Raw genomic sequence first — 13,172 nt, 5'->3', positions numbered from 1 at the left:
GGTCTGTTGTCAGGAATCTTGACGCCAATCGGTGTGTTGTTGTGATGTGCAGGACACCCCGACGGACCATGGCGCGTTGTACAACGTAAGCTGTACCGGTCCCCGAAAGCGGCAAGTGGGGCGATAATGCGCGACACCCTCCGCCCGTGGCGCCCCGCGGGCGGCCGGGCGGCGTGTCCGAAATAGTGAGTATTGGGTCGGCGGTGTAGAACGGGAGATGTGACGGCAATGGCTACGGAAACTCCCCAGCTCAACGCAGCATGTGCCGTCCCCCCCACGGGCAGCCCACGGTGACGGGAACCGGGACGGCGCACGACCTGGAGCGCGCCACCCTCGACAAGGCCGCGGGCGAGAACTTCCCCGTGGCGCCGTTCTTCCTGCCCCGGGCCTGGCGCGACGACCTCATGGCCGTCTACGGCTTCGCGCGCCTGGTCGACGACATCGGCGACGGCGACCTCGCCCCCGGCGGCGCCGACGCCCGGTTCCTCGGCGTGTCGGCCACCGACGCCGAGGACCGCCTCGTCCTCCTCGACGCCTTCGAGGCCGACCTGCGCCGGGTCTTCGACGCCACCCCCCGCCACCCCCTCCTGCGCCGTCTGCAGCCGACCGTCCGCCGCCGCTCGCTCACCCCCGGCCCGTTCCTCGGCCTGATCGCCGCCAACCGCCAGGACCAACTCGCCCGGCGGTACGAGACCTATGACGACCTGCTCGCCTACTGCGAGCTGTCCGCCAACCCCGTCGGCCGTCTCGTCCTCGCCGTCACCGGCACCACCACCCCCGAACGGATCCGTCTCTCCGACCGGATCTGCACCGCTCTGCAGATCGTCGAACACCTCCAGGACGTCGCCGAGGACCTCGGCCGCGACCGGATCTATCTGCCCGCCGCGGACATGAAACGCTTTCACGTCCAGGAGGCGGACCTCGCCACGGCGACCGCGGGCGCATCGGTGCGCGCCCTGGTCGCGTACGAAGCGGAACGCGCCCTCGATCTGCTGAATGAAGGCGCCCCCTTGGTGGGTAGCGTCCACGGCAGGCTGAAGCTGCTGCTCGCGGGGTTCGTGGCGGGGGGAAGGGCGGCGATCCACGCGATCGCCGCCGCCGAATACGACGTACTTCCCGGCCCGCCCAAGCCCGGCAAGGCTCAGTTGCTGCGTGAGGTGGGCGTGTCTCTGCGAGGAGAGGGGTGATCCGGACCGTGGAGTCTGTGCCGCACGTGTCCGCACCGGTACTCGCCGCCTACAGCTACTGCGAGGCCGTCACCGGGCAGCAGGCCCGCAACTTCGCGTACGGGATCAGGCTGCTGCCGACGCCCAAGCGCCGCGCGATGTCGGCGCTGTACGCGTTCTCGCGGCGTGTCGACGACATCGGCGACGGCGCGCTGGCGGACGACGTCAAGGCAGCGCGGCTGACGGACACCCGGGCGCTGCTCACCCGGGTCCGGGAGGGCGCGGTCGACGAGGACGACACCGACCCGGTCGCGGTCGCCCTCGCCCACGCCGCCCGTATCTTCCCGATCCCGCTCGGCGGCCTCGACGAACTCATCGACGGCGTCCTGATGGACGTGCGCGGCGAGACCTACGAGACCTGGGACGACCTCAAGGTCTACTGCCGCTGCGTGGCCGGCGCCATCGGCCGGCTCTCCCTCGGCGTGTTCGGTACGGAACCGGGGGCGCGCGGCGCCGAGCGCGCACCCGAGTACGCCGACACCCTCGGGCTCGCCCTGCAGCTCACCAACATCCTCAGAGACATCCGCGAGGACGCCGAGGGCGGACGCACCTATCTGCCCGCCGACGACCTCGCCAAATTCGGCTGCTCGGCCGGGATCGGCGGACCGACACCACCGGAGGGCGCCGACTTCGCGGGCCTCGTGCACTTCGAAGTGCGTCGGGCCCGCGCCCTTTTCGCCGAGGGCTACCGGCTGCTGCCCATGCTCGACCGGCGCAGCGGCGCCTGCGTCGCCGCGATGGCCGGCATCTACCGCCGCCTGCTCGACCGCATCGAGCGCGAGCCGGAGGCCGTGCTGCGCGGCCGGGTCTCGCTGCCCGGACGCGAGAAGGCGTATGTCGCCGTGCGCGGTCTGTCCGGGCTGGACACCCGGCACGTGACCCGGCACGTCACCCGGCGGGCCGTCAGGAGGCGTGCCTGATGGACCACCTGGACACGGCCAACCGCACTCCCGGCATGCGGCACGCAACCCTCCGGTGCGGCGTGGCGTCCCTGACTGCGACGACGCGCCGTGCACCGGGCCGGCCGCACGGCGGGGCCGCACGGGAGGGCGCACGATGACCGATGGGACGCGGTCCGACGGACCGTCCGGGCGCACGGCCGTGGTGGTCGGCGGCGGCCTGGCCGGGATCACGGCGGCGCTCGCGCTCGCCGACGCGGGCGTGCGGGTCACCCTGCTGGAGGGCAGGCCGAGACTGGGCGGCCTCGCCTTCTCTTTCCGGCGCGGCGAGCTGACCGTCGACAACGGACAGCACGTGTACCTGCGCTGCTGCACCGCCTACCGCTGGTTCCTCGACCGGATCGAGGGCGCGGCGCTGGCACCGCTGCAGGAACGTCTCGACGTACCCGTCCTCGACGTCACCAGGCCCGAGGGCCGACGGCTCGGCAGACTGCGGCGCGACGCGCTGCCGGTGCCCCTGCACCTGGGGCGCAGCCTCGCCGCCTACCCGCACCTCTCGCTCGCCGAGCGGGCCAGGGTGGGGCGTGCCGCGCTCGCGCTCAAAGGGCTCGACCTCGCCGATCCGGCCCTGGACACCCAGGACTTCGGCAGCTGGCTGGCCGCCCACGGCCAGTCGGCGCGTGCCGTCGAGGCCCTGTGGAACCTGGTCGGGATCGCCACCCTCAACGCGGTCGCGGGCGACGCCTCGCTGGGGCTCGCCGCGATGGTGTTCAAGACCGGTCTGCTGTCCGACCCGGGCGCCGCCGACATCGGGTGGGCGCGCGTCCCGCTGGGCGAACTGCACGACCGGCTGGCCCGCAAGGCGCTCGACTCCGCGGGCGTGCGTACCGAGGTCCGTTCACGCGTCACCTCCGTCTCTACCAACGAAAACGGGACCTGGAGCGTTCAGGTTCCCGGCGAGAACCTCGCCGCCGACGCGGTCGTGCTCGCCGTACCGCAGCGCGAGGCGCACGACCTGCTGCCGCCCGGCGCCCTCGACGCCCCCGAGCGGCTGCTGGCGATCGGCACCGCGCCGATCCTCAACGTCCACGTCGTCTACGACCGCAGGGTGCTCGGCCGTCCCTTCTTCGCCGCCCTGGGCACGCCCGTGCAGTGGGTCTTCGACCGCACCGAGTCGTCCGGGCTGCGCGAGGGCCAGTACCTCGCCCTGTCCCAGTCGGCCGCGCACGACGAGATCGACGCCTCCGTCGGCGTGCTGCGCAAGCGCTACCTGCCCGAACTCCAGCGGCTGCTGCCCCGCGCGCGCGGGGCCGAGGTGCGGGACTTCTTCGTGACCAGGGAGCGCACGGCGACCTTCGCTCCCACCCCCGGTGTCGGGCGGCTCAGGCCCGGCGCCCGTACCCAGGCCCCCGGCCTCTACCTGGCCGGATCGTGGACCGCCACGGGGTGGCCCGCGACCATGGAGAGTGCGGTCCGCAGCGGAGTGAGCGCGGCCGACGCCGTGCTGCACGCCCTCGGCCGGCCCCGTCCCAGCCACCTCTTCGCGTTCGAGGAGGCGGCCTGATGCCCGACCGGCATGCGGCGGGCCCCCGCACCCCCGGTACCGCGACAAGAGGAGTAACTGTGCCCACTGTGCCCCCGGCCGAGACGGCCGCTCGAGAGACCGCGGTGGACGTGACCGCGCTCCTGGAGCGCGGCCGGACCCTGGCCACACCGGTACTGCGGGCGGCCGTCGACCGCCTGGCGCCTCCCATGGACACCGTCGCCGCCTACCACTTCGGCTGGATCGACGCGCAGGGCAACCCGGCCGACGGCGACGGAGGCAAGGCCGTGCGCCCCGCGCTCGCCGTGCTCTCCGCCGAGGTCACCGGCGCCGCGCCCGAGACCGGTGTCCCCGGCGCGGTCGCCGTCGAACTGGTGCACAACTTCTCGCTGCTGCACGACGACCTGATGGACGGCGACGAACAGCGCCGCCACCGCGACACCGTCTGGAAGGTGCACGGCCCCGCCCAGGCCATCCTCGTCGGTGACGCCCTGTTCGCCCTGGCCAACGAGGTCCTCCTGGAACTCGGCACGGTCGACGCGGGCCGCGCCACCCGCCGCCTGACCACCGCCACCCGCGCCCTGATCGACGGTCAGGCGCAGGACATCTCCTACGAGCACCGCGACCGCGTCAGCGTCGAGGAGTGCCTGGAGATGGAGGGCAACAAGACCGGCGCCCTGCTCGCCTGCGCCTGCTCCATCGGCGCGGTGCTCGGCGGCGCCGACGAGCGCACCGCCGACACGCTGGAGAAGTACGGCTACCACCTGGGCCTGGCCTTCCAGGCCGTCGACGACCTCCTCGGCATCTGGGGCGACCCGGAGGCCACCGGCAAGCAGACCTGGAGCGACCTGCGCCAGCGCAAGAAGTCCCTGCCGGTCGTGGCCGCGCTCGCGGCGGGCGGATCCGCCTCCGAGCGGCTCGGCGAGATGCTCGCCGCCGACGCGAAGAGCAGCGACTTCGAGAACTTCTCGGAGGAGGAGTTCGCGGCCCGCGCCGCACTCATCGAGGAGGCGGGGGGCCGGGAGTGGACGGCCGAGGAGGCACGCCGCCAGCACACCATCGCCGTGGAGGCCCTCGACACCGTCGAGATGCCCGACCGGGTCCGCGCCGCGTTCACGGCGCTCGCCGACTTCGTCGTCGTACGGAAGAGATGATCGTTATCGGTCGAACAGCCCTCGCGTAGTCGCCGGCCGGTGCCTCGTCCCGCACCCGAGCACCGGCCGACGGCGGACCCACAGCAGCACGACTCGCACGACTGCACGAAGGGGAAGCCATGACAGCGACGACCGACGGAAGCACCGGGGCCGCACTGCCGTCCCGCGCTGCCGCGGCCAGCGACACCGACATCACCATCCCCGTGGCGGCCGGGGTGCACGAAGCCGCCGCACGCGCCGCGCGGCGCGCCACCGACTTCCTCCTGTCCCGGCAGGACGCCGAGGGCTGGTGGAAGGGCGACCTCGAGACCAACGTCACGATGGACGCCGAGGATCTGCTGCTCCGTCAGTTCCTGGGCATCCTCGACGAGGAGACCACCCGGGCCGCCGCGCTCTTCATCCGCGGCGAGCAGCGCGAGGACGGCACCTGGGCCTCCTTCTACGGCGGTCCCGGCGAACTCTCCACCACCATCGAGGCCTACGTCGCCCTCCGTCTGGCCGGCGACGAGCCCGACGCCCCCCACATGGCCAGGGCCTCGGCCTGGGTCCGCGAGCGGGGCGGCATCGCCGCCTCGCGGGTCTTCACCCGGATCTGGCTGGCCCTGTTCGGCTGGTGGAAGTGGGAGGACCTGCCCGAACTCCCGCCGGAGCTCATCTTCTTCCCCACGTGGTTCCCGCTCAACATCTACGATTTCGGCTGCTGGGCCCGGCAGACCATCGTGCCGCTGACCGTCGTCTCCGCGAAGCGCCCGGTACGTCCGGCGCCCTTCCCGCTGGACGAGCTGCACACCGACCCGGACAACCCCAACCCGCCCAAGCCCCTTGCGCCCGCGGCCAGTTGGGACGGCGCCTTCCAGCGCCTGGACAAGGCGCTGCACCGGTTGCGCAAGGTCGCGCCGCGCAGACTGCGCCGGGCCGCCATGAACTCCGCCGCCCGCTGGATCATCGAACGGCAGGAGAACGACGGCTGCTGGGGCGGCATCCAGCCGCCCGCCGTGTACTCGGTCATCGCGCTGCACCTGCTCGGCTACGACCTCCAGCACCCGGTGATGCGCGCGGGCCTTCAGTCGCTGGACCGTTTCGCCGTCCGGCGCGAGGACGGGGCCCGGATGATCGAGGCCTGCCAGTCGCCGGTGTGGGACACCTGCCTGGCCACCATCGCGCTCGCCGACGCCGGGCTCCCCGAGGACCACCCGGCACTTGTCAAGGCCGCCGACTGGATGCTGGGCGAACAGGTCGTGCGGCCCGGCGACTGGTCGGTCAAGCGGCCCGGACTGCCGCCCGGCGGCTGGGCGTTCGAGTTCCACAACGACAACTACCCCGACATCGACGACACCGCCGAGGTCGTTCTCGCACTGCGCCGCGTCAAGCACCACGACCCGGAACGGGTGGACAAGGCGATCGGCCGCGGGGTGCGCTGGAACCTCGGCATGCAGTCGAAGAACGGCGCCTGGGGCGCGTTCGACGTCGACAACACCAGCCCGTTCCCCAACCGGCTGCCGTTCTGCGACTTCGGCGAGGTCATCGACCCGCCGTCGGCGGACGTCACCGCCCACGTCGTCGAGATGCTCGCGGTCGAGGGCCTCGCCCACGACCCGCGCACCCGGCGCGGCATCCAGTGGCTGCTGGCCGAACAGGAGCCGGACGGTTCGTGGTTCGGGCGCTGGGGCGTCAACTACATCTACGGCACCGGGTCCGTGGTGCCCGCCCTGACCGCGGCGGGGCTGCCGGGCTCGCATCCCGCGATCCGGCGCGCGGTCGCCTGGCTGGAGTCGGTGCAGAACGACGACGGCGGCTGGGGCGAGGACCTGCGCTCCTACAAGTACGTCAAGGAGTGGAGCGGCCGGGGCGCCTCCACCGCCTCCCAGACCGCGTGGGCGCTGATGGCGCTGCTCGCGGCGGGGGAGGCGGGCTCCAGGGCCGTCGAGCGCGGCATCGCGTGGCTCGCGGCGACCCAGCGGGAGGACGGCTCCTGGGACGAGCCGTACTTCACCGGCACCGGCTTCCCCTGGGACTTCTCCATCAACTACCACCTCTACCGGCAGGTCTTCCCGCTCACCGCGCTCGGCCGCTACCTGCACGGCGAGCCCTTCACCCCGAAGCCCGCCACCCGGTCCGTCGAAGTCGGGGCGTCCCTCGTCGAGGCCGAGGGGAGCTGATGAGCGCACCTTCCGCCCCGGCCCCGCTGCTGATCGCCTGCGCGCTCGGCATCGAGCACCTCGCCCTGCGCACCCGCGACCGCGGCGGCGCCGGCGGGCCGGTCACCGTGCTGCGTACGGGGATGGGCCCGAAGGCGGCGGAACGCTCCGTCACCCGCCTGCTGGCCGACCCGGCGTTCACCGGGGCCGCCGTGCTGGCCACCGGCTTCTGCGCGGGACTCGCCCCCGGCATGCACCCCGGCGACCTGGTCGTCGCCGAGGAGACCCGGGACCCGCGCGGGACCGTCCCGTGCGTGGCCACCGACCTGCTCGTCAAGGAACTCGCGCGCGCCCTGCCCGGGCGCGCCGTCCACACCGGCCCGCTCACCGGCTCCGACCACGTCGTGCGCGGTCAGGAGCGGTCCGGTCTGCTCGCGACCGGCGCGATCGCGGTCGACATGGAGTCGGCGGCCACGCTCCTGAGCGCCGTCCGCGCGGGCGAGCGCCCGGTTGCGGCCGTACGGGTGGTCGTGGACGCTCCAGAACATGAACTCGTCCGGATCGGCACGGTGCGCGGTGGAATATCGGCTTTCCGTGTCCTTCGCTCCGTCCTTCCCGCTTTTTACGAATGGCACCGTTCTTTGCTGCTCCCCCGGAGGTGAGCCAGATGGCCATGCCGCTGCGTCAGTCCATCAAGGTCGCTACATACCTGGCCGAACAGAAGCTCCGTAAGCGGGAGAAGTTCCCGCTGATCGTGGAGCTGGAGCCGCTTTTCGCGTGCAACCTCAAGTGCGAGGGCTGCGGCAAGATCCAGCACCCGGCCGGAGTGCTCAAGCAGCGCATGCCGGTCGCGCAGGCCGTGGGGGCGGTGCTCGAATCCGGCGCGCCCATGGTCTCCATCGCCGGTGGCGAGCCCCTGATGCACCCCCAGATCGACGAGATCGTGCGTCAGCTGGTGGCGAAGCGGAAGTACGTCTTCCTGTGCACCAACGCCATGCTGCTGCGCAAGAAGATGGACAAGTTCAAGCCCTCTCCCTACTTCGCCTTCGCCGTGCACATCGACGGGCTGCGGGAGCGGCACGACGAGTCCGTCGCGAAGGAGGGCGTGTTCGACGAGGCGGTGGAGGCCATCAAGGAGGCCAAGCGGCGCGGCTTCCGGGTGACCACCAACTCGACCTTCTTCAACACCGACACCCCGCAGACCGTCATCGAGGTGCTCGACTTCCTCAACGACGACCTCGAGGTCGACGAGATGATGATCTCGCCCGCCTACGCCTACGAGAAGGCGCCCGACCAGGAGCACTTCCTGGGCGTGGAGCAGACCCGGGAGCTGTTCAAGAAGGCCTTCTCGGGCGGCAACCGGCGCCGCTGGCGGCTCAACCACTCCCCGCTGTTCCTCGACTTCCTCGAGGGCAAGGTCGACTTCCCGTGCACCGCCTGGGCGATCCCGAACTACTCGCTCTTCGGCTGGCAGCGCCCCTGCTACCTGATGAGCGACGGGTACGTGCCGACGTACCGCGAGCTCATCGAGGACACCGACTGGGACAAGTACGGCCGCGGCAAGGACCCGCGCTGCGCCAACTGCATGGCGCACTGCGGCTACGAGCCCACCGCCGTGCTGGCCACCATGGGCTCCCTGAAGGAGTCCCTGCGCGCCATGCGTGAGACGGTCTCCGGAAACCGGGAGTGACGTCATGACGGCCGTTCCCCTGGGCGTTCCCGAGGTGCCGGCCCGGCCGGTGGCGCCGCGGCGTGTGTCGCGGCGGATCCAGGTCGGATCCGTGGCGGTCGGCGGGGACGCGCCGGTGTCGGTGCAGTCGATGACCACGACCCGTACGTCCGACATCGGCGCCACCTTGCAGCAGATCGCGGAACTGACCGCGTCCGGCTGCCAGATCGTGCGGGTGGCCTGCCCCACGCAGGACGACGCGGACGCGCTGGCCACGATCGCCCGCAAGTCGCAGATCCCGGTGATCGCGGACATCCACTTCCAGCCGAAGTACGTGTTCGCCGCGATCGAGGCCGGGTGCGCGGCCGTCCGCGTCAACCCGGGCAACATCAAGCAGTTCGACGACAAGGTCAAGGAGATCGCGAGGGCGGCGAAGGAGCACGGCACGCCGATCCGGATCGGCGTCAACGCGGGCTCGCTGGACCGTCGGCTGCTGCGGAAGTACGGCAAGGCGACCCCGGAGGCGCTGGTCGAGTCCGCGCTGTGGGAGGCCTCGCTGTTCGAGGAGCACGACTTCCGGGACATCAAGATCTCCGTCAAGCACAACGACCCGGTCGTGATGATCGAGGCCTACCGGCAGCTCGCCGAGCAGTGCGACTATCCCCTCCACCTGGGCGTCACGGAGGCCGGACCGGCCTTCCAGGGCACGATCAAGTCGGCCGTCGCGTTCGGCGCGCTGCTCAGCAGGGGGATCGGCGACACGATCCGGGTCTCGCTGTCGGCGCCTCCCGTGGAGGAGGTCAAGGTCGGGATCCAGATCCTGGAGTCGCTGAACCTCAAGCAGCGCGGTCTGGAGATCGTCTCCTGCCCGTCGTGCGGCCGTGCCCAGGTGGACGTCTACAAGCTGGCCGAGGAGGTGACGGCCGGCCTGGAGGGGATGGAGGTCCCGCTGCGCGTCGCGGTGATGGGCTGTGTCGTCAACGGTCCGGGCGAGGCCCGCGAGGCCGACCTCGGCGTCGCCTCCGGCAACGGCAAGGGTCAGATCTTCGTCAAGGGCGAGGTCGTCAAGACCGTCCCCGAGTCCAGGATCGTGGAGACCCTGATCGAGGAGGCCCTGAAGCTCGCCGAGCAGATGAAGTGAGTCCGAAGCCAGGCACGGACCTAGAGGGGGCCCGACGTGACGATTCTGGAGACGATCCGGCAACCACGAGACCTGAAGGCGCTGTCCGGGGCGGAACTCGGGCAACTGTCGGAGGAGATACGCGAGTTCCTGGTACACGCGGTGGCCCGCACCGGCGGACACCTCGGGCCCAACCTGGGGGTGGTGGAACTGACCGTCGCGCTCCACCGGGTCTTCGAGTCCCCGGTCGACCGCATCCTGTGGGACACCGGCCACCAGAGCTACGTACACAAACTGTTGACCGGGCGTCAGGACTTCTCCAAGCTGCGCGGCAAGGGCGGCCTGTCCGGCTACCCCTCGCGCGAGGAGTCCGAGCACGACGTCATCGAGAACAGCCACGCCTCCACCGCGCTGGGCTGGGCCGACGGGCTCGCCAAGGCCCGCCAGGTGCAGGGCGAGGCGGGCCATGTCGTCGCGGTCATCGGCGACGGGGCGCTCACCGGCGGCATGGCCTGGGAGGCGCTGAACAACATCGCGGCCGCCAAGGACCGGCCGCTGATCATCGTCGTCAACGACAACGAGCGCTCCTACGCGCCCACCATAGGCGGCCTCGCCAACCACCTGGCCACCCTGCGCACCACCGACGGCTACGAGAAGGTCCTGGCCTGGGGCAAGGACGTACTGCTGCGCACCCCGGTGGTCGGCAACACCCTCTACGAGTCCCTGCACGGCGCGAAGAAGGGCTTCAAGGACGCCTTCGCCCCGCAGGGCATGTTCGAGGACCTGGGCCTGAAGTACCTCGGCCCGATCGACGGCCACGACATCGGGGCCGTCGAGTCCGCGCTGCGCCGGGCCAAACGCTTCCACGGGCCCGTCCTGGTGCACTGCCTCACCGAGAAGGGGCGCGGCTACGAACCCGCCCTCGCCCACGAGGAGGACCACTTCCACACCGTCGGCGTGATGGACCCGCTGACCTGCGCGCCGCTCGCGCCGGCCGGCGGCCCGTCGTGGACCTCGGTGTTCGGCGAGGAGCTCGCGCGGATCGGCGAGGAGCGCGAGGACGTCGTGGCGATCACGGCGGCCATGCTCCACCCGGTGGGCCTCGGCAAGTTCGCCGAACGCTTCCCGGACCGGGTGTGGGACGTCGGCATCGCGGAGCAGCACGCGGCCGTGTCGGCGGCGGGCCTGGCGACCGGCGGCCTGCATCCGGTCGTCGCCGTCTACGCCACCTTCCTCAACCGCGCCTTCGACCAGCTCCTGATGGACGTGGCGCTGCACCGCTGCGGGGTCACCTTCGTCCTGGACCGGGCGGGCGTCACCGGCGTCGACGGGCCCTCCCACAACGGCATGTGGGACATGTCGGTCCTCCAGGTCGTCCCCGGCCTCAGAATCGCCGCCCCGCGCGACGCCGACCAGCTGCGCGCCCAGCTGCGCGAGGCCGTCGCCGTGGACGACGCGCCCACCCTGGTCCGCTTCCCGAAGGAGTCGGTCGGCCCGGAGATCCGCGCCGTCGGCCAGGTCGGCGGCATGGACGTCCTGCACCGCGCGGAACGCCCCGAGGTGCTCCTGGTCGCCGTCGGCGTCATGGCACCGGTGTGCCTCCAGGCGGCCGAGCTGCTGGCGGCCCGGGGCATCAACTGCACGGTGGTGGACCCGCGCTGGGTCAAGCCGGTCGACCCGGCGCTGCCCGGGCTCGCCGCCGAGCACCGCCTGGTGGCCGTCGTCGAGGACAACAGCCGCGCGGCCGGCGTCGGCTCCGCCGTGGCGCTGGCCCTCGGCGACGCCGAAGTGGACGTACCCGTAAGGCGGTTCGGGATCCCCGAGCAGTTCCTCGCACACGCCAAGCGCGGCGAGGTGCTGGCCGACATCGGCCTCACACCGGTCGAGGTGGCCGGCAGGATCAGCGCGAGCCTGGCCGTCAAGGACGCCGCGGGCCCCGAGAAGGCGGAGAAACAGGAGAGAGCTGAATGACCACGAAGTTCGACCTCGGCGCACTCCTGGCCGAGCGCGGAGCCGAGCGCTACGAGCTGCACGCCAGGTACCTCAACCACCAGCTCCCGCGCATGCTGCACACCATCGGCTTCGACAAGGTCTACGAGCGGGCCGAGGGCGCCTACTTCTGGGACACCGACGGCGACGACTACCTGGACATGCTCGCCGGGTTCGGGGTGATGGGCCTGGGCCGCCACCACCCCGTCGTCCGCAAGGCGCTGCACGACGTCCTCGACGCCTCCCTCGCCGACCTCACCCGCTTCGACTGCCAGCCCCTGCCCGGCCTGCTGGCCGAGAAGCTCCTCGCGCACAGCCCGCACCTGGAGCGGGTGTTCTTCGGCAACAGCGGCACGGAGGCGGTGGAGACCGCCCTGAAGTTCGCCCGGTACGCCACCGGAAAGCCCAGGATCCTGTACTGCGACCACGCCTTCCACGGCCTGACCACCGGCTCCCTGTCGGTCAACGGCGAGGACGGCTTCCGGGACGGCTTCGCCCCGCTGCTGCCCGACACGCCCGTACCGCTCGGCGACCTCGACGCCCTCGCCCGGGAGCTGAGGAAGGGCGACGTCGCCGCCCTGATCGTCGAGCCGATCCAGGGCAAGGGCGTCCACGAGGCCCCGCCCGGCTACCTCCGCGCCGCCCAGGAACTGCTGCACCGGCACAAGGCGCTGCTCATCGCCGACGAGGTGCAGACCGGCCTCGGCCGCACCGGGGACTTCTACGCCCACCAGCACGAGGACGGCGTCGAGCCGGACCTGGTGTGCGTGGCCAAGGCCCTGTCCGGCGGCTATGTCCCGGTCGGCGCCACCCTCGGCAAGGACTGGATCTTCAAGAAGGTCTACTCGTCCATGGACCGGGTGCTGGTCCACTCGGCGAGCTTCGGCGCCAACGCCCAGGCGATGGCCGCCGGGCTCGCCGTGCTGTCCGTCATGGAGAACGAGCAGATCGTCGCGAACGCCCGCGCCACGGGGGAGCGGCTGAAGTCGCGGCTCGCGGCCCTGACCGACAGGTACGAACTGCTCGCCGACGTGCGCGGCCGGGGCCTGATGATCGGCATCGAGTTCGGCAGGCCGAAGTCCCTGAAGCTGCGCAGCCGCTGGACCATGCTGCAGGCCGCCCGCAAGGGACTGTTCGCGCAGATGGTGGTCGTCCCGCTGCTCCAGCGCCACCGGATCCTCACCCAGGTCTCCGGCGACCACCTGGAGGTGATCAAGCTGATTCCGCCGCTGGTCATCGGCGAGCGGGAGGTGGACCGGTTCGTGGACGCCTTCACCGCCGTGATGGACGACGCGCACAGCGGCGGCGGCCTGATGTGGGACTTCGGCAAGACGCTGATCAAGCAGGCGGTGGCCAACCGCTGACCTCACCGCCAGGGGTTTGCCTCTGAGGCAAGAAATTTGCCACTGGGGCAAACCTGCGGCTTCATGGAGG

The 13,172-nt window shown here is 71.6% G+C and carries 11 protein-coding genes; all 11 read left to right on the top strand.

The annotated features are described in order from the left end of the window. Window positions 1-290: 290 nt before the first annotated feature. The 11 genes from hpnC (at window position 291) to ACZ7L0_RS01190 (ending at window position 13,102) form a co-directional block, all read left to right on the top strand. Complete coding sequence (hpnC, locus tag ACZ7L0_RS01240) at window positions 291-1,187, top strand: squalene synthase HpnC (RefSeq protein ID WP_471240292.1); 897 nt, start codon at window positions 291-293, stop codon at window positions 1,185-1,187. Further along, window positions 1,184-2,146, top strand: coding sequence for a presqualene diphosphate synthase HpnD (gene hpnD / locus ACZ7L0_RS01235; RefSeq protein WP_471240291.1), 963 nt, complete (start codon window positions 1,184-1,186; stop codon window positions 2,144-2,146). Before hpnC ends, hpnD begins: the two co-directional genes overlap by 4 nt. Continuing rightward, on the top strand, window positions 2,146-2,286 hold the full coding sequence (locus ACZ7L0_RS01230; RefSeq protein ID WP_471240290.1) for a DUF6380 family protein: 141 nt from the start codon (window positions 2,146-2,148) through the stop codon (window positions 2,284-2,286). The genes hpnD and ACZ7L0_RS01230 overlap by 1 nt, the downstream gene beginning before the upstream one ends. Next, a complete protein-coding gene (hpnE, locus tag ACZ7L0_RS01225) occupies window positions 2,283-3,689 on the top strand; it encodes a hydroxysqualene dehydroxylase HpnE (RefSeq protein ID WP_471240289.1) in 1,407 nt (468 codons plus the stop codon). The genes ACZ7L0_RS01230 and hpnE overlap by 4 nt, the downstream gene beginning before the upstream one ends. 68 nt (window positions 3,690-3,757) lie before the next feature. After that, window positions 3,758-4,822, top strand: a complete 1,065-nt coding sequence (locus ACZ7L0_RS01220; RefSeq protein ID WP_471240959.1) for a polyprenyl synthetase family protein — start codon at window positions 3,758-3,760, stop codon at window positions 4,820-4,822. Between the two features lie 119 nt (window positions 4,823-4,941). Beyond that, window positions 4,942-6,981, top strand: coding sequence for a squalene--hopene cyclase (gene shc, locus ACZ7L0_RS01215; RefSeq protein WP_471240288.1), 2,040 nt, complete (start codon window positions 4,942-4,944; stop codon window positions 6,979-6,981). Next, window positions 6,981-7,622, top strand: a complete 642-nt coding sequence (locus tag ACZ7L0_RS01210) for a phosphorylase family protein (RefSeq protein ID WP_471240287.1) — start codon at window positions 6,981-6,983, stop codon at window positions 7,620-7,622. The genes shc and ACZ7L0_RS01210 overlap by 1 nt, the downstream gene beginning before the upstream one ends. 5 nt (window positions 7,623-7,627) lie before the next feature. Next, entirely contained in the window at window positions 7,628-8,650 is a 1,023-nt protein-coding gene (hpnH, locus tag ACZ7L0_RS01205; RefSeq protein ID WP_471240286.1) for an adenosyl-hopene transferase HpnH, read from the top strand. Between the two features lie 4 nt (window positions 8,651-8,654). Next, window positions 8,655-9,770, top strand: coding sequence for a flavodoxin-dependent (E)-4-hydroxy-3-methylbut-2-enyl-diphosphate synthase (ispG, locus tag ACZ7L0_RS01200; RefSeq protein ID WP_471240285.1), 1,116 nt, complete (start codon window positions 8,655-8,657; stop codon window positions 9,768-9,770). Window positions 9,771-9,806: 36 nt separating this feature from the next. Next, complete coding sequence (dxs, locus tag ACZ7L0_RS01195) at window positions 9,807-11,720, top strand: 1-deoxy-D-xylulose-5-phosphate synthase (RefSeq protein ID WP_471240284.1); 1,914 nt, start codon at window positions 9,807-9,809, stop codon at window positions 11,718-11,720. Continuing rightward, complete coding sequence (locus ACZ7L0_RS01190; RefSeq protein WP_471240283.1) at window positions 11,717-13,102, top strand: aspartate aminotransferase family protein; 1,386 nt, start codon at window positions 11,717-11,719, stop codon at window positions 13,100-13,102. Before dxs ends, ACZ7L0_RS01190 begins: the two co-directional genes overlap by 4 nt. The last annotated feature ends 70 nt before the right edge of the window (window positions 13,103-13,172 follow it).

This window comes from Streptomyces sp. NPDC039424, from assembly GCF_055639495.1.
This window is presented reverse-complemented; position numbering and strand designations above follow the sequence as displayed.

Bases quoted from the DNA above. Each gene is read 5' to 3' on its own strand.
- ACZ7L0_RS01230 (WP_471240290.1), top strand. From the start codon at position 2,146: ATGGACCACCTGGACACGGCCAACCGCACTCCCGGCATGCGGCACGCA.
- hpnE (WP_471240289.1), top strand. From the start codon at position 2,283: ATGACCGATGGGACGCGGTCCGACGGACCGTCCGGGCGCACGGCCGTG.
- shc (WP_471240288.1), top strand. From the start codon at position 4,942: ATGACAGCGACGACCGACGGAAGCACCGGGGCCGCACTGCCGTCCCGC.
- ACZ7L0_RS01210 (WP_471240287.1), top strand. From the start codon at position 6,981: ATGAGCGCACCTTCCGCCCCGGCCCCGCTGCTGATCGCCTGCGCGCTC.
- hpnH (WP_471240286.1), top strand. From the start codon at position 7,628: ATGGCCATGCCGCTGCGTCAGTCCATCAAGGTCGCTACATACCTGGCC.
- ispG (WP_471240285.1), top strand. From the start codon at position 8,655: ATGACGGCCGTTCCCCTGGGCGTTCCCGAGGTGCCGGCCCGGCCGGTG.
- ACZ7L0_RS01190 (WP_471240283.1), top strand. From the start codon at position 11,717: ATGACCACGAAGTTCGACCTCGGCGCACTCCTGGCCGAGCGCGGAGCC.